This is a genomic window from Pseudomonas sp. MWU13-2100, from assembly GCF_023242365.1.
Lineage (GTDB): Bacteria > Pseudomonadota > Gammaproteobacteria > Pseudomonadales > Pseudomonadaceae > Aquipseudomonas.
On record NZ_JALLIX010000031.1, the window covers coordinates 32,121 to 57,269 of the forward strand.

At 62.7% G+C, this 25,149-nt stretch carries 20 protein-coding genes; all 20 read right to left on the reverse strand.

Going from position 1 to position 25,149, the window contains the following annotated elements; translation table 11 throughout:
• Positions 1–4 precede the first annotated feature (4 nt).
• The 20 genes from gspM to pilQ all read right to left on the reverse strand — a co-directional run bounded on the left by gspM (position 5) and on the right by pilQ (position 25,143).
• Positions 5–469 (reverse strand): type II secretion system protein GspM, encoded by a 465-nt coding sequence (gene gspM, locus M5B99_RS20395; protein WP_248805723.1) that lies wholly within the window; start codon positions 467–469, stop codon positions 5–7.
• Positions 466–1,569, reverse strand: a complete 1,104-nt coding sequence (gene gspL / locus M5B99_RS20400) for a type II secretion system protein GspL (protein WP_248805724.1) — start codon at positions 1,567–1,569, stop codon at positions 466–468. Before gspL ends, gspM begins: the two co-directional genes overlap by 4 nt.
• The gene (locus tag M5B99_RS20405) at positions 1,566–2,426 is read right to left on the reverse strand and encodes a type II secretion system protein GspK (protein ID WP_248805725.1); all 861 of its coding nucleotides are present in this window, start codon (positions 2,424–2,426) and stop codon (positions 1,566–1,568) included. The genes gspL and M5B99_RS20405 overlap by 4 nt, the downstream gene beginning before the upstream one ends.
• Positions 2,423–2,980: a type II secretion system minor pseudopilin GspJ gene (gspJ, locus tag M5B99_RS20410; RefSeq protein ID WP_248805726.1), complete on the reverse strand. Its 558-nt coding sequence runs from the start codon at positions 2,978–2,980 to the stop codon at positions 2,423–2,425. Before gspJ ends, M5B99_RS20405 begins: the two co-directional genes overlap by 4 nt.
• On the reverse strand, positions 2,973–3,338 hold the full coding sequence (gene gspI / locus M5B99_RS20415; RefSeq protein ID WP_248805727.1) for a type II secretion system minor pseudopilin GspI: 366 nt from the start codon (positions 3,336–3,338) through the stop codon (positions 2,973–2,975). Before gspI ends, gspJ begins: the two co-directional genes overlap by 8 nt.
• Positions 3,328–3,798: a type II secretion system minor pseudopilin GspH gene (gene gspH, locus M5B99_RS20420; RefSeq protein ID WP_248805728.1), complete on the reverse strand. Its 471-nt coding sequence runs from the start codon at positions 3,796–3,798 to the stop codon at positions 3,328–3,330. Before gspH ends, gspI begins: the two co-directional genes overlap by 11 nt.
• 3 nt (positions 3,799–3,801) lie before the next feature.
• The gene (gene gspG, locus M5B99_RS20425; RefSeq protein ID WP_248805729.1) at positions 3,802–4,242 is read right to left on the reverse strand and encodes a type II secretion system major pseudopilin GspG; all 441 of its coding nucleotides are present in this window, start codon (positions 4,240–4,242) and stop codon (positions 3,802–3,804) included.
• A 4-nt stretch (positions 4,243–4,246) separates the two neighbouring features.
• Complete coding sequence (gene gspF, locus M5B99_RS20430) at positions 4,247–5,458, reverse strand: type II secretion system inner membrane protein GspF (RefSeq protein ID WP_248805730.1); 1,212 nt, start codon at positions 5,456–5,458, stop codon at positions 4,247–4,249.
• A 2-nt stretch (positions 5,459–5,460) separates the two neighbouring features.
• The gene (gspE, locus tag M5B99_RS20435; RefSeq protein WP_248805731.1) at positions 5,461–6,924 is read right to left on the reverse strand and encodes a type II secretion system ATPase GspE; all 1,464 of its coding nucleotides are present in this window, start codon (positions 6,922–6,924) and stop codon (positions 5,461–5,463) included.
• Positions 6,921–8,831, reverse strand: coding sequence for a type II secretion system secretin GspD (gspD, locus tag M5B99_RS20440; RefSeq protein ID WP_248805732.1), 1,911 nt, complete (start codon positions 8,829–8,831; stop codon positions 6,921–6,923). The genes gspE and gspD overlap by 4 nt, the downstream gene beginning before the upstream one ends.
• Entirely contained in the window at positions 8,832–9,335 is a 504-nt protein-coding gene (locus M5B99_RS20445) for a type II secretion system protein N (RefSeq protein WP_248805733.1), read from the reverse strand.
• 32 nt (positions 9,336–9,367) lie between these two features.
• Positions 9,368–9,913, reverse strand: a complete 546-nt coding sequence (locus M5B99_RS20450; RefSeq protein ID WP_248805734.1) for a cytochrome b — start codon at positions 9,911–9,913, stop codon at positions 9,368–9,370.
• 49 nt (positions 9,914–9,962) lie between these two features.
• On the reverse strand, positions 9,963–11,420 hold the full coding sequence (gene gbpA, locus M5B99_RS20455) for an N-acetylglucosamine-binding protein GbpA (protein WP_248805735.1): 1,458 nt from the start codon (positions 11,418–11,420) through the stop codon (positions 9,963–9,965).
• Between the two features lie 650 nt (positions 11,421–12,070).
• Positions 12,071–13,138 carry a uroporphyrinogen decarboxylase gene (hemE, locus tag M5B99_RS20460; RefSeq protein WP_248805736.1) on the reverse strand — a complete coding sequence of 356 codons (1,068 nt, stop codon included), beginning with the start codon at positions 13,136–13,138 and terminating at the stop codon, positions 12,071–12,073.
• 319 nt (positions 13,139–13,457) lie between these two features.
• Positions 13,458–14,876, reverse strand: a complete 1,419-nt coding sequence (locus M5B99_RS20465; protein WP_248805737.1) for an FAD-dependent oxidoreductase — start codon at positions 14,874–14,876, stop codon at positions 13,458–13,460.
• Between the two features lie 32 nt (positions 14,877–14,908).
• Complete coding sequence (gene gltB / locus M5B99_RS20470; protein WP_248805738.1) at positions 14,909–19,357, reverse strand: glutamate synthase large subunit; 4,449 nt, start codon at positions 19,355–19,357, stop codon at positions 14,909–14,911.
• Between the two features lie 349 nt (positions 19,358–19,706).
• Positions 19,707–21,290 (reverse strand): AAA family ATPase, encoded by a 1,584-nt coding sequence (locus tag M5B99_RS20475; protein WP_248805739.1) that lies wholly within the window; start codon positions 21,288–21,290, stop codon positions 19,707–19,709.
• Between the two features lie 10 nt (positions 21,291–21,300).
• Positions 21,301–22,401, reverse strand: a complete 1,101-nt coding sequence (gene aroB, locus M5B99_RS20480) for a 3-dehydroquinate synthase (protein WP_248805740.1) — start codon at positions 22,399–22,401, stop codon at positions 21,301–21,303.
• Positions 22,402–22,550: 149 nt separating this feature from the next.
• Positions 22,551–23,069 carry a shikimate kinase AroK gene (gene aroK, locus M5B99_RS20485; protein ID WP_042935610.1) on the reverse strand — a complete coding sequence of 173 codons (519 nt, stop codon included), beginning with the start codon at positions 23,067–23,069 and terminating at the stop codon, positions 22,551–22,553.
• A gap of 4 nt (positions 23,070–23,073) precedes the next feature.
• On the reverse strand, positions 23,074–25,143 hold the full coding sequence (pilQ, locus tag M5B99_RS20490) for a type IV pilus secretin PilQ (RefSeq protein ID WP_248805741.1): 2,070 nt from the start codon (positions 25,141–25,143) through the stop codon (positions 23,074–23,076).
• Positions 25,144–25,149 lie beyond the last annotated feature (6 nt).

Genomic DNA, 25,149 nt, shown 5'->3' on the forward strand with positions numbered 1-25,149 from the left:
TCCCTCAATCAGCACGCCACGCAACCTGCGCCAGCAACAGCTTCTCGCGCTTTTCCAGGCTCAACGACTGCAGCACCGCACCCGATTGCTCGGTCTGGTCCAACCACTGCAGCATGGCCAATGCATTACCGCTCAGCGTGACCCGCAGTGACTGGCCGTCCTGGTCCAGTTGCTGCAATTCCAACCCCGCCACCGTCACCGTTTCACTAAGCCGGGTCGACAGGGGTTGCGCGGAGATTGAGCGCTGACTCGTGGGTTGGGCGCGCTGGACTTCAGTCGCCAGCAACAGGCGCTGCTGATACAAGCGCTCGGCCGTTTCCAGACGCTGTTGCGCCGGCTGCCAGACGCCACTGAACAGGCTCACCACCGTCAGGAAAATCGCCAGTCCGATCAGCATCCGTCGATCCCGCAGGCTGAGCCCCTGCCACCTTTGTCTCAGCGCCGCCGGCACAACCAGTGATCCGATCATCCGCTCTTCTCCTCCAACGTCAGCACCGCCTGTACCCGCTCGCGGTCCTTGCTGGCGCTGCCCAACCTGATCGGCAAGCCGCTGCCCTGGCCGCGCTCGCGCAAGCGCTCAAGATCGCTGAAGCTGCCTGCCGTCAGTAGCAGCGTCCAGCCCATGCCGGCCCGGTATTCGATTCGCTGAACTTCAACGCTGCTGCCTCCGACCACCTGTTCGATCAACTGCAGCAGACGGCCCATCTGGCTTTCTGGTTGCTCGGTCCGCCCCTGCAAAGCCTTGAGCTGGGCCGCCAGGTCGACAATCCGGGTCTGCTCGGGATACAGGCTCTGGAAGCGTTGCACGCTTTGCTCGTACAGCTGTCCCGCAGCGCTTTCCAGAAAATGGGCTCGCGCCAGGGTAAACCCCCAGGACACCGCGAACAACGCCAGCGCCGAGAGCACCAACGTCCGCCACGGCCAGCGCGCCGACACCCGGCGAAACTCACCTTGCAGCAAGTCCACCGCGTGCAAATGACCGACCATAAACAAAGCCATGATCTCCCGCTGTCGCTCAGGGCCCATCCGGAACAGTTCATCCGGCAAGCGCGGGCGGAGCACTTCCAGGTCCTCGGGCGATAACGCAAGCCGAGCTTCGATAGCCCCACCCAATAACCATCGCCCGCCCCACCAGACGCCATAAACCTGATCATCCGGCAACAAATCGGCATCCACCTTGACGCTGACCACCTGCAGCCCCGAGTCTCGCAACAACGCCAGGATCGCCTCGAAGCGTTCCTTGTTGATCGCCAGCAGCGGATAACGCGAATCCCTGGCCGCCGCGCCGACCGCGATATGCAATCCATCCAGATCCTCGGCCAACCGATCCTCCACGGCATAGGCCAGCGCCTGGACCGTCGGCTTGCGTCGACCGGGCCAAGGCTCGCTGCGCAAGCCGCTGCAGATTTCCATGGGCAGGATCACCCGCACCGATTGCCCGGACAGGAATGTCGCCGCCTCGGCCAGACTGACACTGCGGTACTCGCCATCCGCCTGCCAATAGCCAACCGGCCAGCCAGCGTCACAGGTCGCCAGGCCTTCGGCGGTGAGATAAAGCCAATTGCTCATAACGGGGATTCACCTTGAATCGGGGCCAGGAAGCGGCGTTGCAGGACGCGCAGGCGACGGCTGTCGCGAGGCCGCTCAAGATCGCTGACCAGCCGCAGTCGCGCCGCCCCCGCGCCGACCTCGACCGTGACCCGGAACCAGCGGCTGTCGACACCCAGGCCATGGCTGGCAATGCCCAGTCCATCCAGCCCCGGTGCTCGGGTAAATTCATGGGCATCGGCATAACCTTCCAGCGGGCGCCGGGCGACAAGCTCCCGGGCACTGGATGCAGTCATACCTTCCAGCGTCGCCAGCAACGTGGCCGTGGTGGTATTGACGTTCAGCGTCGCCTCGGGCGGCAGCAACGCGATGAAGGGTTGCAGGCGCTGCAAAAGGTCCAGGTCGACTCCCGGCAACAGCCGCAACTGGCTACTGTCGGTGACCTCGGTGCCACGCAGCGGCGCCAGGTCGAACGCCGGGATCTCCAGCGCCGCAAGCAGCCGGCTCCAGCGCTCCAGGCTGATTTCATCGGCCTTGCCGGGCAGGAGCAGGCGACTCAGGTTGAACCGCCCGGCCAGGTCTTCGATCCCGATCCGGACCTCGACACCCGACAACTCGAACGGCAGCGACGGGCGCGCCCAGGGTTGGGCCAGATGGATCGTCTTCGCCTCAAGCAGCTCCGGCGCCAGCAACAACTCCCGCGCCCAGCTCTCCGCAGCGAGGGCCCACTGCCGCAGTTGTACCTGATGAATATGCTGCGCGCTGCTTTGCAGTGCCCGCGTGTGACTGCGCAACAGGCCGCCCACCACGACCAGGGCCAGGGTCATGATCAGCAGCACGCTGATCAGCGCCACACCGCGCTGACCGATTCGGTTCATGAACCCTCCGGCAGCAGGATGACGCGGCGGATCTGCTCGAAGCGGCCCGCGGACAAGGTGATTTCCAGCGCACGCGGCTGCACGCTGGCACGGCCCGGCGTCGACGCCCCGTCACTGCGCCAACCGGCCTTGTCCATATACAGCCGCCACTGCAAGGCACGTACGTCCTTGAGCACCGGCTGTTTGTGAGTCTCGGGCAAATCAAGGCTGCGGTGGTAGCGCCACCAGGTGCCCTCTTCGAGGCGATAGGCAACCTCCTGGCGCTCGCTGCGGGGTTCATCCAGCGGATTGCGCGCATTGACCCGTTGCAGGTTCAACTGCCCCGCGCTCAGCGTCACGGCCACGCCCTCTTTCGGGATCGTCGCCTGCATGACATCGCGTTCCAGCAGCGCCAGCGCCCGCTGCAGGCTGCGCAAGCCCTGCTCATGCGCGCTGACCCGGGCCTGGGTGATCAGCACCCCTTCGTACAACCGATAACTGGCCAGGCCGATCAGGCTGAAAATCGCCAGGGCAATCACCAGTTCGACCAAGGTGAAGCCGGCCTGTCTATTCATCCCGGGCCCGTAGCCAGGTGCTGGCGTGGTGCAGCAGCGGCCCGTCGTCAGCCAGTCGCACCTCGATCTCGACGTTCAGCAAGCGCGGATCAGAGGCCTGCGTGACCACCTGCTCCAGACGCCATTCACGCCGATCGAAACGCTGGCGTAGCGTCTGTCGGCCCTGGGCCGGCGGGGCTTGCAGGCGCAGTTCATTCAACTGATTGTCCGCCAGCCAGGTGGCGAACAAACGCTCCTGCAACGTACCACCCTGGCGCACCACGAACTGGCTGGCGGACAGCACGGTGGCCGCCAGCAAGGCAAAGATCGCCAAGGCGATCATCACCTCCAGCAAGGTAAACCCCGACTCAGCTTTCATCGATAGCCGGATCACCGAGGCCGTCACCAGACACACTCAACCAGCGCCGCTGCGCGGATTCGTAATGCAGGGTAAAGGCACTCATTTCGTCGCTGCTCAGCACCAGCAATTGCGGCTGGTTCACCCGGTCGCCCAGTTTCAGCGGACGGCCTTCCAGCTCCAGGCGAAAATACAGACCGTCGGGCAGGCGATAGGCCGCTCCCGCCGGGCGCCAGTCGGGCCGCTCGAAGACCATCACCTGATAACCCTCGGCACCGATCCGCAAGCCATATTCCTGGCTGTTGACCACCGCGTATTCACGCAACTGCTGCAACAGGTGCACCAGCGCACCGGCCTCCTCACGGGCCTGACGCACCGGGCTGGGGTTCATGCCCACGGCGATCATGCCGGCCAGTACGCCGATCACCACCATGGACACCAGCAACTCCAGCAGGGTGAAACCACGGGAACGTGCAGGCATGGATCAATCGCTCCAGTTGCCGATATCGGCGGCAAAGTCTTCGCCGCCGGATACGCCGTCGGAGCCAAAGGAATACAGGTCATAGCCCTGGGTCCGGGTGCCCGGGCTCAGGTATTGGTAAGGCGTGCCCCAGGGATCCACCGGCAGCCTTTTCAAGTAGCCCTGGGGGTTCCAGTTCCGCGGCTCAGGCACGCCCAGCGGCCGCTTGACCAACGCCTCCAGCCCCTGCTGGGTCGAGGGGTACTGGAAGTTGTCGAGCCGGTACATTTCCAGTGCGGTGCCGACAGCCTTGATATCGGCGCGGGCCGCGGTGACCTTGGCCTGGTCAGGACGACTCATGAACTGCGGCAGGACCATCGCCCCGAGCACGCCGATAATCACTACCACGACCATGATTTCGATCAGGGTGAAACCACCTTGTCGCTGTGTTCCAGAGGTTTTCATAAGATCAGTTCACCAGTTGGTTGAGGCTAAGGATCGGCAACAGAATCGCCATGACAATCAACAGCACGATAGCCCCCATGATCACCAGCATCGCCGGCTCGAACAGGCTCACCATCAGGGCGATCCGCGCCGCGAGGGTTTTCTCCTGCTGCTCGGCGGCACGGGCGAGCATGCTGTCGAGTTCGCCGGCGCGTTCGCCGCTGGCGATCATGTGCAGCATCAACGGCGGGATATCGCCGCTGCGCTCCAGACCACGGGTCAGGGTTCCGCCCTCGCGCACCGAACGCGCGGCCTCGCCCATCCGCGTGCGAATCGGCAGGTTGCCGATCACCGCCGCAGCGATTTCCAGGGCGTCCACCAGGGGCACGGCACTCTTGCCGAGCAGCGCCAGGGTGCTGGCGAAACGGGAGGCCTCCATGGCCTTGAGGACACCGCCGATCAGCGGCGCACGCAGCAACCCGGCATGCCAGCGCCAGCGCACGGCGGGGCGGGCCAGCGCCCAGCGCACCAGCAGGACCAGCCCCGCCAGCCCCAGCAACAGCAGCCAGCCATAACGCTGCAGGCCACTGCTCAGGGCAATCAGGCCCTGGGTCAGCAGGGGCAAGGCCTGACCGTTGTTGATAAAGACCTTCACCACATCCGGCACCACGTAGCCGAGCAACCCGCCGACGATGGCCAGCGAAGAGCACAGCAGGATCAGCGGATAGACCAATGCCATCTGGATCTGCTGGCGGGCCTGCTGGCGAGCCTCGGTGTATTCGGCAAGCTGTTCGAGCACCGCACCCAGGTGCCCGGCGCGTTCGCCGGCAGCGATGCTGGCCCGGAACATGTCCGGGAATGCCTTGGGAAAACCGGCAAGCGCCGACGCCAGGTCGTAACCTTCCATGACCCGGCTACGCACCGCTGCCAGCAGGTTGCTGACCCGGCGCTTGTCACTCTGCGCCGCCACCGCCCGCAAGGCCTCTTCCAGTGGCAAACCGGCCTGGATCAAGGTCGAGAGTTGCAGCGTCAGCAAGGCCAGTTCGCTGGCCTTCAAGCCGACGGAACGGTTGGAACCATGGCCTGTGCCCGTGTGGCCGCGCGCACTTTTCAGCTGCGTGGGCAACAGGCCGCGCGCTCGCAGCAACTGGCGGGCATGACGTGGACTGTCGGCCTCCTGCTGGCCGCGACAGCGACGACCGTTGGTATCCTGGGCCTGATAATCGAAAGCCGGCATCTTCAGTCCTCCTGGGTGACGCGCAACCATTCATCGAGGCTGGTGCTGCCTTCGAGAACCAGCCGTTGGCCATCCTGGAACAGGCTGCGCGATGCCGTCCGCGCTTCACGGACCAGCTCGGCTTCGCTGGCACCGTTGTGGATAAGCTCTGCCAGGGCCGGGGTGATGCCGATCAGTTCGTAGAGCCCGATACGGCCGCGATAACCTTGCTGGCAGTGTTCGCAGCCCTCGGCCCGGAATAGCCTCGGCGGATTGCTCGACTCGACGCCCAGGCGCTGGCAGGCGGTCGGGTCCGCCACATAGGCGCTCCTGCACTCGCGGCACAGGGTGCGCACCAGGCGCTGGGCCAGCACTCCGACCAGGGACGATGCCAGCAGATAGGCATCCACGCCCATGTCCAGCAGCCGCGTGACCGCGCCCACCGCGCTGTTGGTGTGCAGGGTCGACAGCACCAGATGCCCGGTCAACGAAGCCTGCACGGCGATCTCGGCGGTTTCGCGGTCGCGGATCTCCCCGACCATCACCACATCCGGGTCCTGTCGCAAAATCGCCCGCAACCCCCGGGCAAAGGTCATCTCGACCTTGGGATTGACCGGCGTCTGGCCGATGCCCGGCAAGTGGTACTCGATGGGGTCTTCGACGGTGAGGATATTGCGGGTCTGGTCGTTGAGGCTGCTCAGCGCCGCATACAGGCTGGTGGTCTTGCCCGAGCCGGTGGGGCCGGTGACCAGGAAGATGCCGTGGGGTTTGCCGAGTATGCGCTGGAAGCGCTCCAGGGTATCCGCCGGCATGCCCAGGCGTTGCAGATCCAGGCGGCCGGCCTGTTTGTCCAGCAGGCGCAGGACCACCCGTTCGCCGTGGGCCGAGGGCAAGGTGGAGACCCGCACGTCGACCTCATGCCCGGCCAGCCGCAACGCGATCCGTCCGTCCTGGGGCACGCGTTTCTCGGCAATATCCAGCCGGGCCATGACCTTGATTCGTGACACCAGCAGGTTCGCCAGTTCCCGCCGGGGCTTGAGCACTTCACGCAACTGGCCGTCGATGCGCATGCGCACCGACAAGCTGTGCTCGAAGGTCTCCAGATGCACATCCGAGGCTTTCTCGCGTACCGCCTCGCCGAGCAATGCGTTGATCAGGCGAATGATCGGCGCGTCCCCTTCCTGCTCCAGCAGGTCGGCAGTCTGCGGCAGTTGATCGGCCAGGCTGATCAGGTCGAGCTCGTCATCCAGACCCTGGGCCACCTCCTGCGCCGCGCTATGGCCGTCGCTATAGCTGGCGGCGAGGCGGGCGGCGAACAGCGGCTCGTCAAGCAGCTGCAACGGCAGTTCACCGACGATCAGGCGCCGGGCCTCGGACACGGCGCTCAAGGGTGTGTCAGCACGGATCGATAGGCACGCGCCCTCGCCTCGCGGCTCCAGCAAGAGCCCATAGCGGCGGGCAAAACCGAATGGCAGGCACGGCTTCATGGTGTCCCGGCCTTCTGCCGTCGCAGGTCTATCGCCGGCTCGCCGTCATGTCCATCGAACAGTTCCCGGGCCTCGTGCGGCAACAACAGCGAGTTGCTCTTCCCCGCGGCGGGCTGGCTGAGCTTGCGCAAGGCGTTGTAGCGGTTCTCGCTGACCTCGGCGATATCCTCCCTGGAGCGGACGATGGTCGGACGCAGGAACACCATCAAATTGGTTTTTTCGTGCTTTTCGCTGCTCCAGCGGAACAGAGCTCCCAGATACGGAATATCGCGCAGCAACGGAACGCCGCTTTCCTGGACACGGACACTGTCCTTGATCAGCCCGCCGATCACGATGATCTCGCCATCGTCGGCGAGAATGGTGCTCTTCAGGGAGCGCTTGTTGGTGATCAGGTCATTGGTAATCTCCGCACTCTTGGCGAGTTCGGAGTTTTCCTGCTCGACCTGCAGGCGCAGGGTCGAGCCTTCGTTGATATGCGGGCGGATCTTCAGCTTGATCCCGATATCATGCCGCGTGACCGTGTTGAAGGGTCGGTCGGTACCCGCACCGGAGGTCTGGTAGGAGCCGCTCTGGAACGGCACGTTCTGCCCCACCAGGATCTCCGCCTCCTGGTTGTCCAGGGTCAGCAGGCTGGGGGTGGACAGCACATTGTTGTGGGTGTTGCTCGCCAGGGCGGAGACCAGCATGCCGAAGCGATCGTTGCCGACCCGCAGCACCGCACCATCGGGAAGCGTGGCCTTGGGATCACTGAGCTTGGGCAGGGTAATACCGGCACCGGCAAACAGGACCCCACCCTGGGCACTGCCCGACTCGCCGCCCCACTGTACCCCCAGGGCTTCGTTGATATCCCCGGAAATCTCGACAATGGCTGCATGGATCAACACCTGCGAACGCGGCAGGTCGAGTTGCCGAACAATATTTTCCAGGGTCCGCACCTGGGTCGGCTCGGCGATCAGCACCAGGGCGTTCTGGCTTTCATCGGCCTTGACCACCGCCTTGCTGGAAACCGCGTCCCGGCTGGTGGCGGCACCGGCTTCCTGGCCGAGCCCCTGACCCATGGCGTCCAGCACTTCGGCCAACTGCTTGGCATCGCTGTGACGCAGATGGATCACCCGGGCATTGTCGGCCACCGCCGCCGCCGGGGTATCGAGGGAACGCGCCAGATCGCCCAGGCGCTTGCGTACATCCTGGGTGCCGATGATCACCAGGCGATTGTTGCGCGAATCGGCAATGACCTGGCTCCCCGATTCGGCGCCTTGCCGCCCCAGGGATTGCTCCATCATCCGCGCCAATTCATTCGCCAGCCCGTGACGCAACTGGATGACGTCATGGGCATTCTTCTGCCCCAGGTCCAACTGCCGGACGATCTTCGCGATCCGCCGGACGTTCGCCGCGCTGTCGGTGATGACCAAGGCATTGGCCGACGCCGACGGACCGATATATCCGTTGACCGAGACCAGCGGCCGTACCAGCCCGGCGATATCCGCCGCGACGCTGCTGCCGAGCGCCACCACTTCGGTGACGAACTGGCCGCTCTGGGCGCTGGCAGTCTCGGCGCGGCTGGCGCGGGTGCGGGCATCGGCCACGGGCGCGATGAGAATGCGCTCGCCTTCGTCGATCACCGTGAAGTTATGCGCGTCGAGCACCGAATAGAACAGCCGGCGAACCCCTTCACGGTCCAGGGGCTGCTCGGAAAGAACGGTGATCCGCCCTTGCACCCGCGGGTCGAGCACCACCGTGGTGCCGAGAATCGCGGACATTTCCCGCACCACATCGCGCAGCTCGGCATCGTTCATCGCCAGCTGCCATTGCGGCTCATCGGCCAGCGCGCCCGATGCCAGCATCAGGCTGACGATCAGGCTCGCGAGCTTCAGGCAGCGCCGGCCAGATTCGAAAGTTCTGTTCATTTACTCACTCTGACGCGACGCGGCCGTCGGTCGAAGATAAAGGGAAGACGTTGCTGCAGCGGCGCCAGGAGCGGGGTCCTTGAGGGCCTGCAAGGTGATACGGCCCGGCGGCTCCAGCGATAACAATTCCTCGCGACCGTTACGCCAGAGCAGCACCCGGCCGATTTCGATCCGGCGCAGGACGCTGCCGCCCGGCAAGCTTTCTCCCACCCGGTAGATCCGCTGGCCGTTGGCCCCCGCCAGCAGTGCACGGGAGTCGCCCGAACTGGAGACAAAGCTGGCCTGCAGCTTCAAGGGTTCGGCGCTGCGGGCCAGCGGGCCCTGGGCCACCAGCCCCATCACGGTGGCCACGGCAGCGTGGTTGAGCGGCACACGCTCGACCGCCGTCGATCGGCTGGCGGCCTGGGCGATAGGCAGCGCGGGCAAGGTCTGCCGGAAGGTCTGTTCGCTCCACAACGACACCACCGCATAACCCAGCGGCAGCGAGCACAACGCAAGACTCAAGAAGCGTCTTGCGTGCCTGAGGACTCGCGCCCTCACCACAGCATCCGCCTGAGTATTCGATGACCGGACACTTCATGACGGATCACCGCGCCCATATGCAAAACAACCAAGACCGCCAGAACCACACAGGAAACATCATGGATCTTTTTGAAAACAGCAATGAGCCCGGCACTTTCAAGGGGCGCGGGAATAGAAAGAACGTCAAATACATTGATCGCCCTGTCCATCATCATGACCCCGCTGGTCAGCACCACACCCGTCACCAGATACATACACTTGTGAACCCAAAAAGCCGTCCACTGCGCAGGCGTGCGGAGCATCTGCCGCTCCTGGAAAAAAGAAAGAAAAGCCCTGACCACAAAAAAAGGAATAAACAGTGTCGTGAGGGACACATTAAAAAAACTGACTGCCTCCTTGAGCACCCACGAAACATCAAATAACGCCACATAAAAGCCACTGATCAACGCCCATAAAATAACGGCCGCCGACAACCAGTGAAGAAAGATGCGTGTTCCTGAATAAAACAATTGGCGCTCACCTAAAATCCGGTAATAACACTCATCAGTAAAATCACCCATAAATGAAGTACGCCGGGCCGCTCAGCGGCCCGGCGCACAACCTCAGTGGTTATTTAGCGACCCAGGCGTCCGGCCAGTTCGGCCCGACACCCGGCTTGTAGTGATGGCTGTTGATCTTGCACCAGCCACCAGCGGGGAATGGCAGACACTCGTAGACGTTACCGTCCTCGGCCAGGACCTTGGTCCCGGACTGATAGCTGTCGATGCCTTGCGGATAGACGAAGTCGTAATCCTGGCTGCCGCCCTCGCCGCCGAGCTCCACGGACGCCAGGTCCTGGCGGGTAGTGCGACCGTCGACGGTCACGCCGACCAGCTTGAGCTCATGGGCACCCGGCTCGCTGCGCACATCCACGCTCAGTTGGCTGCTACCCGCTTCCACGAGTTGCGTCATGCTACCCACCGGCTTGTTGGCGGCATCGAAGACCGTGGCCTCGATGTTCATTTTCCGGTTGGTGAGCACCGGGAACGGCATCGCCAGGCGGCCTTCCTTCAGCTCAAGGTTGCTGGCGATGGCAGAAATCTTCATATCGGCATCGGCGTCTTCCTGCATCAGTACGTCGAGCTCATAACGATTCACGCCGCTTTCAGCCTTGGCGAACAGCTTGTTCACCCCCTTGACCGGCTCGATGGCACCGTCTTCGCCACGGACACCGGCGCGGACCAGCGTCTGGCCCTGGTTGACCTGCTCGGCCAGCTTGAACGCCCAGTTCTCCGGTTTGCCTTCTTCGTCATCGGCGATGGTGATTTCAGTGCTGTAGCTGGAGCTTTCACCCTCACCGGTCATGGCCCGGGCCTTGACCTTGTCACCGGCCAGCAGGGTCTGGGTCGGGGTGATGTTACCGACGGTGTGCCAGCCATCCGGTGCCAGTTCCTCGGCGACGATATTCACGTCGACCACGTTGTGGAACGCCCCCCCGGTGTCATGCACGGTCCACATGCCGAGGATCACGTGATGCCCGCTCTTGTCGGCCGGGATCTGGCACTCGTGCTTCTCCCGCGCCGGGCCGTTGCTGCCCTGGGGCTGGTCGGTGGGCAGGCGGCCGCCGGCGTCGACGAAACAGAACGGAGTCAGGTCGAACGACGCGCGGGCCAGCGGCAGGTTGGGGTTCCAGCCGTTCTTGGTAATGAAGTACTCATACTTGGTCGCCGGATGAGTGGCCCTGTAGTACCAGTCAAAGTTGATCGTGCGATCGAGGATTTCGGTCTTGTACCAGCGATTGGCCGACTGCACATCCATGGCGGAGAACAGTTCTATCGCACCACTGGCAATCTTGCCGTCAGCCACCCCGCCATTGGGGAAGCCCTTGGTGGTTTCACCGACGCTCTGCGGTTCGTACTGCGCTTGACCGCAATCCTTGTTCAGGCCCTTCTGGCAAGCAAAGGCCCGGGATGGCGGATCATTCAGGTAACCATGCGCGGCGACATGCTGCGAAGCGACCAGGGTCGCGATAACCGCCAGGGAAGACACACACCCCGCCTTGCCAAGCGCCGACATCTTTCTTTCCATTCGAATCAACTCCAGACTTATCATATTTATTGGGTTGCAAGACATCCCTCCGAGATGCACTGCCCCTTTTTACTTCCATCGGTATTCAATCGATCCATGCAGCCATCCTGACCGCAGAGATCAACCGCAAAAGTTCCGCACTTCATCAATTTTTTTTCAAAAAGGCACGTTTCAAAAAAGCAGACCCGCCCCTCGAACAAAGGCCCGCGTCCTACCCAGGATTACCTTCAAAGAGTCTCGACAATCAGAAGTGGTGTATCGAGCAACCACTCCCGCGAATTGAACTTCAGAGCACGCATTGTACGAACCTGGATTTTTTTATATGTAGGAAAAATCTTGTGATATCGCACGACAGCTCTGCACTTAACTTATTCACCCTGCCGCTGAGTTTTTCCCGGAAAATCTGTAACAAAACACGAAAACTCCTGAAGACATCGAACAAATATCTCCGTATTAACGTTCAGAAAAAGAATACTCCGACAGAGCCAAGAGGAAGGCGGTACGGACGGGTCTATAAGCCGGTCGTTATCCGGGCGGCGGGCCGAATGTATGGCGACACATGAGCCAGTAGCATCAAGAAAAGGAAAACTGCGAAGGACTAAACGCAAAAACCCCGCCGAGGCGGGGTCATTGAACACACGGGGGAAGAATCAGCGATGGTACTGGGCGGAGAACTCGTGCACCGCATTGATAAATGCACCGGCATGTTCCGGGTCGACTTCGGGTGTGATGCCGTGGCCAAGGTTGAATACATGGCCGGAACCCTCGCCGTAGCTGGCGAGAATACGCGCCACTTCGCTACGGATGGCCTCGGGCTTGGCGTAGAGCACGGTCGGGTCCATGTTGCCCTGCAGGGCGACCTGGTGACCGACGCGACGACGGGCTTCGCCCAGGTCGCAGGTCCAGTCCAGGCCCAGGGCATCGGCCCCCGCCTCGGCGATGCTTTCCAGCCACAGGCCGCCGTTCTTGGTGAACAGGATTACCGGCACCTTGCGCCCCTCGTGCTCGCGGATCAGGCCGCTGACGATCTTGCGCATATAGGCCAGGGAGAACTCCTGGTAGGCCGCCGCCGAGAGGTTGCCGCCCCAGGTGTCGAAAATCTGCACGGCCTGGGCGCCGGCGAGGATCTGCCCGTTGAGGTAGGAAGTGACCGACTGCGCCAGCTTGTCCAGCAGCAGGTGCATGGCCTGGGGGTTGTCGTAGAGCATGGCCTTGGTCTTGCGGAAGTCTTTCGACGAGCCGCCTTCGACCATGTAGGTGGCCAGGGTCCAGGGGCTGCCGGAGAAGCCGATCAGCGGCACGCGGCCATTGAGCTCGCGGCGAATGGTGCCGACCGCGTCCATGACATAACCCAGGTCCTTCTGCGGATCGGGGATCGGCAGTGCCTCGATATCGGCCAGGGTACTGATGACCTTTCTGAAGCGCGGGCCTTCGCCGGTTTCAAAGTACAGGCCCTGACCCATGGCGTCGGGGATGGTCAGGATGTCGGAGAACAGGATTGCGGCGTCCAGGCCCGGGTAGCGATCCAGGGGCTGCATGGTGACTTCGCAGGCGAAAGACGGGTTCATGCACAGGCTCATGAAGTCGCCGGCCTTGGCGCGACTGGCGCGGTATTCCGGCAGGTAGCGACCGGCCTGGCGCATCATCCACACAGGGGTGACGTCCACGGGTTGCTTGAGCAGGGCGCGAAGGAAACGGTCGTTCTTCAGGGCAGTCATGTCGGCATCCGCAAAAAAAGTGCGGGCATTTTCTCAGAGCGCGACGCAAAAGGCACGGCAAGAGCCGTGCCTTTTGTCTATCGGGTCAATTTGTCGCGGTAATGCTGGAGCGAGCGATTTGCCGTTGTAACAGCAGATACCCCCCTTGTGGCGAGCGGGCTCGCCCGCGCCGGGGCGCGAAGCGGCCCTAAAACCAGCGACTACATTGTGTCAGGCAGAACCAGTCACAGGTTTTAGGACTGCTTCGCAGCCCAGAGCGGCGGTGCGGCGTTCCGACAAGCCCGCTCGCCACAATAAAGCCATAGTTCGACCAGACGGATCAGACGCCCAGGTAATCGAGGATCCCTTCAGCGGCATTGCGCCCTTCGAAGATCGCCGTCACCACCAGGTCGGAACCACGCACCATATCGCCACCGGCAAAAATCTTCGGGTTGCTGGTCTGGTGCTTGAACTGCGCCTGTTCCGGCGCCACCACACGGCCCTGGCTGTCGGTCTGGATACTGAACTGCTCGAACCACGGCGCCGGGCTCGGACGGAAACCGAAGGCGATGACCACGGCGTCGGCCGGGATGATCTCCTCGGAGCCCGGGATCGGCTCGGGGCTGCGGCGGCCACGGGCATCCGGCTCGCCGAGACGGGTCTCGACCACCTTCACGCCTTCGACCTTGTCTTCACCGACAATCGCGATCGGCTGGCGGTTGTAGAGGAATTTCACCCCTTCTTCCTTGGCGTTCTTCACCTCTTTGCGCGAGCCGGGCATGTTCGCCTCGTCACGCCGATAGGCACAGGTCACCGACTTGGCGCCCTGGCGAATCGAGGTACGGTTGCAGTCCATCGCCGTATCGCCACCACCGAGGACCACGACCTTCTTGCCCTTCATGTCGACGAAATCTTCCGGCGACTTTTCAAAGCCCAGGTTGCGGTTGACGTTGGCGATGAGGAAGTCCAGGGCGTCATACACCCCCGACAGGTCCTCGCCGGCAAAGCCGCCCTTCATGTAGGTGTAGGTGCCCATGCCCATGAACACGGCGTCGTATTCGGCGAGCAGTTGCTCCATGGTCACGTCCTTGCCCACCTCGGTGTTGAGGCGGAACTCGATGCCCATACCGCTGAAGACTTCGCGACGATTGCTCAGCACGGTCTTTTCCAGCTTGAACTCGGGGATGCCGAAGGTCAGCAGGCCACCGATTTCCGGATTCTTGTCGAACACCACCGGGGTCACCCCGCCGCGCACCAGCACGTCGGCACAGCCCAGGCCCGCCGGACCGGCACCAATGATCGCGACCCGCTTGCCAGTCGGCTTGACCTTGGACATGTCCGGACGCCAGCCCATGGCGAACGCGGTGTCGGTGATGTACTTCTCCACCGAACCGATGGTCACCGCGCCAAAACCGTCGTTGAGGGTGCAGGCACCCTCGCACAGACGATCCTGCGGGCAGACCCGACCGCAGACTTCCGGCAGGGTGTTGGTCTGGTGGGACAGCTCGGCGGCGGCGAGGATATTGCCCTCGGCCACCAGCTTCAGCCAGTTGGGAATGAAGTTGTGCACCGGGCACTTCCATTCGCAATACGGGTTACCGCAACCCAGGCAGCGGTGGGCCTGGTCGGCCGACTGCTGGGGTTTGAAGGGTTCGTAGATCTCCACGAACTCTTTCTTGCGCTGACGCAACAGTTTCTTCTTCGGATCCTTGCGCCCGACATCGATGAACTGGAAGTCGTTACTCAGACGTTCAGCCATGTTAAAACCTCATCAAACTCTTCAGGCGCATATCACTGCGGGTTGGCACGGATGCTGGAAAGCAACGATTTCAGGTTGGCAGCCTTGGGCTTGACCAGCCAGAAACGACGCAGGTAATCATCAAGGTTTTCAGCGAGGTTGCGACCCCATTCGCTATTGGTTTCCTCGACGTATTCGTCCAGCACATGCTGCAAGTGGTTGCGATAGGATTCCATCGCTTCGCCGCTGATCCGCTGGATCTCGACCAACTCATGGTTGACCTTGTCGACGAAGGTGTTGTCCTGGTCCAGCACGTAGGCGAAACCGCCGGTCATGCCCGAACCGAAGTTGTAGCCAGTCTTGCCCAGAACCGCGACAAAGCCACCGGTCATGTATTCGCAGCAGTGGTCGCCCGTGCCTTCAACCACGGTGTGAGCACCGGAGTTACGCACCGCGAAACGCTCACCCGCCGTACCCGCCGCAAACAACTTGCCACCGGTTGCACCGTACAGGCAGGTGTTGCCGATGATGGCACTGTCTTGAGTCTTGTAGATGCTGCCTTTAGGCGGAACGATCACCAGCTTGCCGCCGGTCATGCCCTTGCCTACGTAGTCATTGGCGTCACCTTCCAGATACATGTGCAGGCCACCGGCGTTCCACACACCGAAGCTCTGACCCGCCGTCCCTTTGAAGCGGAAGGTGATCGGCGCCTTGGCCATGCCCTGGTTGCCGTGCAGGCGGGCAATTTCACCGGAGATCCGCGCGCCGATGGAACGGTCGCAGTTGCAGATATCCATAGAGAAGTCCGCACCGCTCAAGTCCTTGATCGCCGGCAAGGCCATCTCGACCATCTTCTCGGCCAGCAGGCCCTTGTCGAATGGCGGATTGCGCTCAACCTGGCAGAACTGTGGCTTGTCCGCCGGAATATGATCGCTGCCCAACAGCGGCGTCAGGTCCAGGTGGTTCTGCTTGGCGGTTTCACCTTTGAGGATTTCCAGCAGATCGGTACGTCCGATCAGCTCCTCAAGGGTGCGCACACCGAGCTTGGCCAGCCACTCACGGGTTTCTTCGGCGACGTAGGTGAAGAAGTTCACCACCATGTCGACGGTCCCGATGTAGTGATCCTTGCGCAGCTTCTCGTTCTGGGTCGCGACACCGGTGGCGCAGTTGTTCAAGTGGCAGATACGCAGGTACTTGCAGCCCAGGGCGATCATCGGCGCGGTACCAAAGCCGAAGCTCTCGGCGCCGAGAATGGCCGCCTTGATCACGTCGAGGCCGGTTTTCAGGCCACCGTCGGTCTGCACCCGGATCTTGCCGCGCAGGTCGTTGCCACGCAGGGTCTGGTGGGTTTCGGCCAGGCCGAGTTCCCACGGAGCACCGGCGTATTTGATCGAGGTCAGCGGCGAGGCACCGGTGCCGCCGTCATAACCGGAAATGGTGATCAGGTCGGCATAGGCTTTCGCCACGCCGGCGGCGATGGTGCCGACACCGGCTTCCGCCACCAGTTTCACCGAGACCAGCGCCAGCGGATTGACCTGTTTCAGGTCGAAAATCAGCTGCGACAAATCTTCGATGGAGTAGATGTCGTGGTGCGGCGGTGGCGAGATCAGGGTCACGCCCGGGACCGCATAACGCAACTTGGCGATCAGGCCGTTGACCTTGCCGCCGGGCAGTTGCCCGCCTTCGCCGGGTTTGGCGCCCTGGGCCACCTTGATCTGCAGCACTTCGGCGTTGACCAGGTACTCCGGGGTCACACCGAAACGACCGGTGGCCACCTGCTTGATTTTCGAGCTCTTGATGGTGCCGTAGCGCGCCGGGTCTTCACCGCCTTCGCCGGAGTTGGAACGCGCACCCAGGCGATTCATGGCTTCGGCCAGGGCTTCGTGGGCCTCTGGGGACAAGGCGCCAAGGGAAATACCCGCGGAGTCGAAGCGCTTGAGGATCGACTCCAGCGGTTCGATGTCGCTGATCGACAGCGGCGTGTCCAGGGTTTTCACCTGGAACAGATCGCGGATCATCGACACCGGACGGTTGTCCACCAGCGCGGTGTATTCCTTGAACTTGGCGTAGTCGCCCTGCTGCACGGCGGCTTGCAGGGTGCTGACCACGTCCGGGTTGTAGGCGTGGTATTCGCCACCGTAGACGAACTTCAGCAGGCCACCTTGCTGGATTGGCTTGCGCGCGCTCCAGGCCTCGGCCGCCAGCAGTTTCTGTTCGGCTTCGAGGTCGACGAAACGCGCGCCCTTGATCCGGCTCGGTACACCACGGAAGCTCAGGTTGACCACTTCCTCGGACAGCCCGATGGCTTCGAACAGTTGCGCGCCGCGGTAGGAAGCGATGGTGGAAATCCCCATTTTCGAGAGGATCTTCAGCAGGCCCTTGGTGATGCCCTTGCGGTAGTTCTTGAAGACTTCGTAGAGATCGCCCAGCACTTCGCCGGTACGGATCAGGTCGCCCAGCACTTCGTAGGCCAGGAACGGATAGACCGCCGACGCACCGAAACCGATCAGCACGGCAAAGTGGTGCGGGTCGCGCGCCGTGGCGGTTTCCACGAGGATGTTGCTGTCGCAGCGCAAGCCTTTCTCGGTCAGGCGGTGGTGCACGGCACCGGTCGCCAGGGACGCGTGCACCGGCAGCTTGCCTGGGGCGATATGGCGGTCGCTGAGGACGATCTGGGTCCGTCCGGCACGCACGGCTTCTTCGGCCTGATCAGCGATGTTGCGTACCGCCGCTTCCAGCCCGACGCTCTCGTCGTAGTTCAGGTCGATGACCTGGCGAGCAAAGCCCGGACGCTCGAGGTTCATCAGCGAGCGCCACTTGGCCGGGGAAATCACCGGCGAGCTGAGGATCACCCGCGAGGCGTGCTCCGGCGACTCTTCGAAGATGTTCCGCTCGGCACCGAGGCAGATCTCCAGCGACATGACGATGGCTTCACGCAGCGGGTCGATCGGCGGGTTGGTCACCTGGGCGAACTGCTGGCGGAAATAGTCGTACGGCGTGCGCACGCGCTGGGACAGCACGGCCATCGGCGTATCGTCGCCCATGGAGCCGACCGCCTCGTAGCCCTGCTCGCCCAACGGACGCAGCACCTGGTCGCGCTCTTCGAACGTGACCTGGTACATCTTCATGTACTGCTTGAGCTGCTCGACATTGTAGAACGCCGAACCATGGTCGTTGTCTTCCATGGTCGCCTGGATGCGCAAGGCGTTCTTGCGCAGCCACTGCTTGTACGGATGGCGCGACTTCAGGCGGTTGTCGATGGCATCGGTGTCGAGGATCTGGCCGGTTTCGGTGTCCACGGCAAAGATCTGCCCAGGTCCCACGCGGCCCTTGGCGATAACGTCTTGCGGCTGGTAGTTCCACACGCCGATTTCCGACGCCAGGGTGATATAGCCGTTCTTGGTGGTCACCCAACGGGCCGGACGCAGGCCGTTGCGGTCGAGCAGGCAGACCGCGTGGCGACCTTCGGTCATCACCACGCCCGCCGGACCGTCCCACGGTTCCATGTGCATGGAGTTGAATTCATAGAACGCACGCAGGTCGGCGTCCATGGTGTCGACGTTCTGCCACGCCGGCGGAATCAGCATGCGCACGCCGCGGAACAGGTCGATACCGCCGGTCACCATCAGCTCGAGCATGTTGTCCATGCTCGAGGAGTCGGAGCCGACGCGGTTGACCAACGGGCCCAATTCGTCGAGGTCGGGGATCAGGTCGTTGGCGAACTTGGTGCGCCGGGCCTGGGCCCAGTTGCGGTTGCCGGTGATGGTGTTGATCTCGCCGTTGTGCGCCAGGAAGCGGAACGGTTGCGCCAATGGCCATTTCGGCAGGGTATTGGTGGAGAAGCGCTGGTGGAACACGCAGATCGCGGTTTTCAGGCTCGGGTCGCTGAGGTCCGGATAGAAGGCGGTGAGGTCCGCCGGCATCATCAGGCCTTTGTAAATGATGGTCTTGTGGGAAAAGCTGCAGATGTAGTGATCGGTGTCGGCGGCATTGGCCACCGACGAGCGACGACGGGCGCTGAACAGCTTGATGGCGAACGCCTGGTCACTCAGGCCTTCGCCGCCGATGTAGACCTGCTCGATCTGAGGCAGGCGCTCAAGGGCCAGGCGGCCAAGGACGCTGGTATCGATCGGCACCTTGCGCCAGCCCACCAGTTGCAGGCCGGCCGCGAGGATTTCACGATTCATGTGTTCGCGGGCGGCTTCGGCTTTGACCGGGTCCTGATTGAAGAACACCATGCCCACCGCATATTGCTTGGGCAAATCGCTACCGAATGTCGCTTTGGCGACAGTACGCAGGAACTGGTCCGGCTTCTGGATCAGAAGGCCGCAACCGTCACCGGTCTTGCCGTCGGCGTTGATCCCACCGCGGTGGGTCATGCAGGTCAGGGCCTCAATGGCCGTCTGCAACAGGTGATGACTGGGCTCGCCCTGCATGTGGGCAATCAGGCCGAAACCACAGTTATCCTTGAATTCATCTGGTTGGTACAGACCTGCTTTCATAGACACTTTCTCACCAGGCTGCCTCTTTATCGAGGCAAATTTCTTTTCAATTCAACCGCTTACCATCCACGCCGAACGTACGCCGGCTTTGCAGGGGCAAAAGGGAGGTCATTGTACACACCGACATTCACGCCCACAAATTTAACGACGACCTGTCGAAAATTCATGTCGCATTTATGAAAGGTTTAAAGCGATATCTCGTGCTAGTCAAAACATTTTTGAATTTTGACCGTGACGACTCAAAACCACTATGACGCAGACACCACAAGGCACGCGGCTTTGAAAGCAGCATGCGCTTGCGGAAATTTTGAGGTGCCGGGAAGGCGGCCTGGATAAGGCCGCCGATTCTTCAGCGAGTTGTAGCCAGGTCCTGTTGGACACTGGCGACAGTACGAGGCCAAGGTTTACCAGCCTGAACCTTCGCTGGCAAGGTCTTGATGGCGCTGACGGCCGCATCGCGGCTGCCGAAGCTGCCGTAGGTGATCACGTAAAGCGGCTTGCCGTTGAGCACTTTCTTGAAATAACGGTACTCGCCGCCCTGCTCCTTGACGAAATTCTGCGCGGTGGCCTCGGAACTGGTGCCGAGGATCTGGACCACGTAGTTGCCCGGCGCCTGGCCGGTGTACCAGCTGTGGCCGGTCGCGGCAGCCTTGGCCACCACGGCGGGCTTCTCAACGGCCTTCTCTGGCGCCTTGGCGGCCGGCTTGGGCACCGGAGCCGGGGGCTGGGCCGGTTTGGCGGTGGCAACCGGGACCGGGGCCGGCTTGGTCACCGGCGTCGGCGTCGGGCCCGCCGGCACGCCGACAGGCGGTGCGGTGGTGGTGACGGTCGGCGGCTTGGCCGGACCACCGTCAACTGGCGGCGCGACGCCATCATCGCCTTCAATACTGCCGCCCGCCGCTTCAGCCAGAGGACCGCGCATCACCGGCTGCGACTGACCGACCAACGGTAGCGGCATCGGTTGCGAATTGCCGGCGAATTCCACTGTTGGATTACCCGAGGCGTTCGGCTTCGGCGCCTGCCCCAATGGCAGTTGCGCCTGTTCACTAGCGGTTGTGCCAGCGGTGGACGGCGCCTTGTTGCGCCCCGGAATCATCCAGGCCGCCGCCACGGCAACCACCACCACGGCGGACAACGCCAATACCTGCTTCTTAGGCATCTTGAACCCCATACTTGGACGCTTCACCGCGGAGCGGCTGGCGATCATGGCTTCGATCATGGCGTCACGGGCGACCTGGTTGATGCTGCCAGGCCAGCCCTCGGCGCTTTCGTGAATCTCAGTGATCTGCTCAGCGGAAAAAAGTTCGATTCCCTGGCCGGCGCCATCAAGACGCTGGGCCAGGTATTCACGTGTTTCTTCTTCGGTATAGGGCTGCAATTCGATCACGTGGAAGCGTTCTTCCTCCGCGCCGTGCTGCTCCAGCGCCGCGATCAGCGACGATTCGCCGAACAGGAAAACATGCGGGCGACCTTCCGGCGCGCCGGCCGCCAGGGCCAGCAGGGCCTCGATGGCGGAGTCGTCGAGCGACTCGGCATCGTCCACCAGCAGGTAGACCTCCTGGCCGGTCAGCGCCAGTTGCACCACCTGGTTGAGGATCTCGCGGATATCGGCCTGAGCCACATTCAGTGCCTGGGCGATCTGCCGCAGCACGCCCGCCGCATCGCCGGCACCACGCGCGGAGACCACCACGCTTTGCACCGACTGCTTGTTGGTGCTCGCCACCAGCGCCTGGCGCAGCAGCGTCTTGCCACTGCCCTGCGGCCCGGTAACCACCAGCAGCAGCTGGCTGTAGCGAGCCAGGTGGTGCAATTGCCCGAGCACCGGCTTGCGCTGGGCGGGGAAGAATTTGAAGCCAGGCACCCGAGGAGCGAAAGGGTCGTGACTTAACTGGTAATGGCCGAGGAAAGCCTCGTCGGCATGCAAACTGGTCATCGGAATCCTATCAACCTTTAAGCTGAGCCAGAGTGCGGTAGTCCGCCCCCAGCGTGGCCTGTAGAACTTCTTTCGGATAATCGTCGGTTACCACGGCTTCGCCCATTCGGCGCAACAGCACCAGGCGCAGGCGACCGTCGATCACTTTCTTGTCAATTGCCATGTGTTCGAGAAAATCGGCTTCGGTCATTTCCTCCGGCGGAATAACTGGCAAGCCCGCACGCTGGAACAGGCGAATACCGCGATCACGCTCCTGGGCACTGATCCAGCCCAGGCGTGTGGACATTTCCAGCGCCATCACGGTGCCAGCCGCCACGGCCTCACCGTGCAGCCAGACACCATAGCCCATGTGGGTCTCGATGGCGTGACCGAAGGTGTGCCCGAGGTTGAGCGTGGCGCGCACGCCGGACTCGCGCTCGTCAGCACCGACCACCGCGGCCTTGGCCGCGCAGGAGCGCTCGATAGCGACGGTCAGGGCGCCCTGGTCCAGGGCGCGCAGTTGGTCGACGTGCTCTTCCAGCCAGGTCAGGAACGGTTCGTCGCAGATCAGGCCGTACTTGATCACTTCCGCCAGGCCCGCCGACAGCTCGCGCGGTGGCAGGGTGCTGAGGGTCGTGGTATCGATCAGCACCACATTGGGCTGATAGAAGGCGCCGACCATGTTCTTGCCCAGCGGATGGTTGATCCCGGTCTTGCCGCCCACCGACGAGTCGACCTGGGACAACAGGGTAGTCGGCACCTGAATGAAATCCACGCCGCGCTGGTAGCAGGCGGCGGCAAAGCCGGCCATGTCGCCGATCACCCCGCCGCCGAGGGCGATCACGGTGGTGCGGCGGTCATGACGGGCGCCCAGCAGGCCGTCGAAGATCAGTTGCAGGGTTTCCCAGGTCTTGAAGGCCTCGCCGTCGGGCAACACCACCGAAATCACGGAATAGGCCGACAGACTGCGGGTCAGGCGCTCGAGGTAGAGCGGAGCGACGGTTTCATTGGAGATGATCGCGACCTGCCGACCGGCAATGTGCGGCGTCAGCAGCCCAGGCTGGTCCAACAGCCCTTCGCCAATGTGAATCGGGTAGCTACGCTCGCCAAGATCGACCTTAAGTGTCTGCATGTGTCCCCACAGTGAAGATGGACGCGGGCGTCCAGTCTCAGGATTAACGATTGTCGGCGGCGTCTGGTGTGGACGCGGCCCAATGGCTTTAAGCCATGACCGACACCGAGCATGGCGGTGGTCGAGAATAGCGCATTTCCTCCCGCGCTTTAACGGGGAGGCAGCTGCTGCAAGCGTTCAAGGATGTCCAGTACCACCATGCGCGGCGGCCGCTCATCGGTTTCCACCACCAGGTCGGCGATTTCCCGATACAGCGGATCACGGATCGCCAACAGGTCGCGCAGGGTCTTGGCCGGATCGGCGGTGCGCAGCAGCGGTCGATTGCGATCACGGGCCGTGCGCCCGACCTGCTGTTCCACCGAAGCGTGCAGGTAGACCACCCGACCGCCGGCATGCAAGGCCTGGCGGTTTTCGTCGCGCATGACCGCGCCGCCGCCGGTGGCCAAGACCACACCGTCGGCCGCACACAGCTCGGCAATCATCGCCTGCTCGCGGTCGCGAAAGCCGGGCTCGCCTTCCTTGTCGAAGATCCACGGGATATTCGCGCCGGTACGCAGTTCAATTTCCTTGTCGGAATCTTTGAAAGGCAGGCGCAGCTCTTTGGCCAGCAACCGGCCTATGGTGCTCTTTCCAGCCCCCATAGGCCCTACAAGAATCAAATTTCGCACAGAATCAACGACTCACAGCAATCGCCTGGTTATTCATGATACGCGGAGTCAGGAATACCAGCAGCTCGGATTTTGCTTCCGAGACAATGTCTCGACGGAAGAGGCGGCCAACATACGGCACATCACCGAGAAATGGCACCTTCTCTTCGGTTTTGCTCTGGGTATTGGAGAACACGCCACCAATCACCACGGTCTCGCCGTCGTTGACCAGGACCTTGGCGTTGACCTGGTTTTTCTTGATCGGCGGCACGTTGTTCAACACGTTCTGGTAGTCCGGCTCATCCTTGGTCACCTTCACTTCCATGATGATCCGGTTGTCCGGGGTGATCTGCGGAGTCACTTCCAGGGACAGCGAGGCCTCCTTGAAGGCCACCGAGGTCGCGCCGCTGGAGCTGGATTCCTGGTAGGGAATCTCGGTCCCCTTGAGGATCTTGGCGGTTTCCTTGTCGGAAGTGACCACCTTGGGCTGGGACACCACTTCGCCGTTGCCGGTTTTTTCCATGGCGCTGAGCTCCAGGTCCAGGGTCGTGTTGTTGGTCACGAAGCCGATGCCGATGCCCGACGTGGCGGTGGTCGCGCCCAGGTCGACGAACGGCGTGCTGCTACTCTGCCCGGTCAGTTTGCTCAGGGTCGGCGAACCACCCGAGGTGTTCCAGTTGCCGCCGCTGATCTTGCCGCCCCAGCGGGCGCCAAGCTGTTTGTCATAACCGACGTTGGCCTCGACGATCCGCGCCTCGATCATCACCTGGCGCACCGGGATGTCCAGTTGGGCAACGATGCGCCGCAGCTCGTCGAGGCGGTCCTGGGTCTGGTAGGCGATGATGTTGTTGGTGCGCTCATCCACGGTGATCGAGCCACGCTCGTCGGCCTTGGATTCGGCACTGGTCACCGACTGGAACAATTTGGCGATATCCGCCGCTTTCGCGTAGTTGACCTGCAACAGCTCGCGGCGCAGGGGCGCCAGCTCGGCGATCTGCTTCTGCGACTCCAGCTCCTGGCGCTCGCGGGCGGCGATCTCGTCCGCCGGGGCCACCAGCAGCACATTACCGATCTTGCGCTTGTCCAGGCCCTTGGTTTTCAGTACCAGATCCAGCGCCTGGTCCCAGGGCACATTCTGCAGGCGCAGGGTGATACCGCCCTGTACCGTATCGCTGGCCACCAGGTTGAGGTTGGTGAAGTCGGCGATCAGTTGCAGCACCGAACGCACGTCGATGTCCTGGAAGTTCAGCGAGAGCTTTTCACCACTGTAGACGAAACGCTCGGCATTACGCCGTTGCAGGTCGTCGACGGTGAGCGGCCGCACGCTGATGGTCAGCTTGTTGTCGGTCTGGTAGGTCGAGTAATCGAAGGCGCCACTGGGCTCGATGGAAATGCTCGCCTTGTCGGCGACGACACTGGCGTTGACGAACTGCACCGGGGTGGCGAAATCCTTCACGTCCAGGCGTACCCGCAGGGGGTCGGGCAATTGGGTCTTGGGGAAGTCGACGCTGATCTTGCCGCCACGCTCCTGGATATCCGGGCTGATGGACGGATCGGACAGCTCGATGATCACATTGCCTTCACCCTGCTCGCCGCGCTGGAAGTCGACATTGCGGATCGCCCGCCCCACCGCCACATAGGGCTTGGGCGCCGCTCGCGCCGGAACCGACACCGCCGCCGCGGGCCTTGGCGCGCTGGCCTGGACGGCCGGGCCGACACCCTGACCCACCACCACGAACAGATTGCTGCCCTCGATACGCGTACTGTAAGGCACCAGCTTGGTCAGGTTGATGATCAGCCGCGTGCGGTCCTTGGCCTCGACCACGGTCACGCTGCGGGCGTTGCCCACGCCCAGGTCACGGGTCTTCTTGACCAACTGGCTGGTGACACCGCTCAGGTCCAGGGCGATACGCGCCGGCTGGTCGGTGGTGTAGCCGTGGGGCGCGGCGGGCGGGCTGTCGAAGCCCAGCTTCAGTTCGACCCGATCCCCGGGCAGCGCCGCCACGTCCAGGGTTTTCAGGTTGGCCGCCAACACCATCGGCGACACCAGCGCCATCCATAGCGAAATGCCGAGGGATGAAATAATCCTGTTCATATCGAA

What these genes read in the sequence shown, in the direction of transcription:
- gspM (WP_248805723.1), bottom strand. Translation starts at nt 469, where the DNA reads ATGATCGGATCACTGGTTGTGCCGGCGGCGCTGAGACAAAGGTGGCAG.
- gspL (WP_248805724.1), bottom strand. Translation starts at nt 1,569, where the DNA reads ATGAGCAATTGGCTTTATCTCACCGCCGAAGGCCTGGCGACCTGTGAC.
- M5B99_RS20405 (WP_248805725.1), bottom strand. Translation starts at nt 2,426, where the DNA reads ATGAACCGAATCGGTCAGCGCGGTGTGGCGCTGATCAGCGTGCTGCTG.
- gspJ (WP_248805726.1), bottom strand. Translation starts at nt 2,980, where the DNA reads ATGAATAGACAGGCCGGCTTCACCTTGGTCGAACTGGTGATTGCCCTG.
- gspI (WP_248805727.1), bottom strand. Translation starts at nt 3,338, where the DNA reads ATGAAAGCTGAGTCGGGGTTTACCTTGCTGGAGGTGATGATCGCCTTG.
- gspH (WP_248805728.1), bottom strand. Translation starts at nt 3,798, where the DNA reads ATGCCTGCACGTTCCCGTGGTTTCACCCTGCTGGAGTTGCTGGTGTCC.
- gspG (WP_248805729.1), bottom strand. Translation starts at nt 4,242, where the DNA reads ATGAAAACCTCTGGAACACAGCGACAAGGTGGTTTCACCCTGATCGAA.
- gspF (WP_248805730.1), bottom strand. Translation starts at nt 5,458, where the DNA reads ATGCCGGCTTTCGATTATCAGGCCCAGGATACCAACGGTCGTCGCTGT.
- gspE (WP_248805731.1), bottom strand. Translation starts at nt 6,924, where the DNA reads ATGAAGCCGTGCCTGCCATTCGGTTTTGCCCGCCGCTATGGGCTCTTG.
- gspD (WP_248805732.1), bottom strand. Translation starts at nt 8,831, where the DNA reads ATGAACAGAACTTTCGAATCTGGCCGGCGCTGCCTGAAGCTCGCGAGC.
- M5B99_RS20450 (WP_248805734.1), bottom strand. Translation starts at nt 9,913, where the DNA reads ATGGGTGATTTTACTGATGAGTGTTATTACCGGATTTTAGGTGAGCGC.
- gbpA (WP_248805735.1), bottom strand. Translation starts at nt 11,420, where the DNA reads ATGGAAAGAAAGATGTCGGCGCTTGGCAAGGCGGGGTGTGTGTCTTCC.
- hemE (WP_248805736.1), bottom strand. Translation starts at nt 13,138, where the DNA reads ATGACTGCCCTGAAGAACGACCGTTTCCTTCGCGCCCTGCTCAAGCAA.
- M5B99_RS20465 (WP_248805737.1), bottom strand. Translation starts at nt 14,876, where the DNA reads ATGGCTGAACGTCTGAGTAACGACTTCCAGTTCATCGATGTCGGGCGC.
- gltB (WP_248805738.1), bottom strand. Translation starts at nt 19,357, where the DNA reads ATGAAAGCAGGTCTGTACCAACCAGATGAATTCAAGGATAACTGTGGT.
- M5B99_RS20475 (WP_248805739.1), bottom strand. Translation starts at nt 21,290, where the DNA reads ATGACCAGTTTGCATGCCGACGAGGCTTTCCTCGGCCATTACCAGTTA.
- aroB (WP_248805740.1), bottom strand. Translation starts at nt 22,401, where the DNA reads ATGCAGACACTTAAGGTCGATCTTGGCGAGCGTAGCTACCCGATTCAC.
- pilQ (WP_248805741.1), bottom strand. Translation starts at nt 25,143, where the DNA reads ATGAACAGGATTATTTCATCCCTCGGCATTTCGCTATGGATGGCGCTG.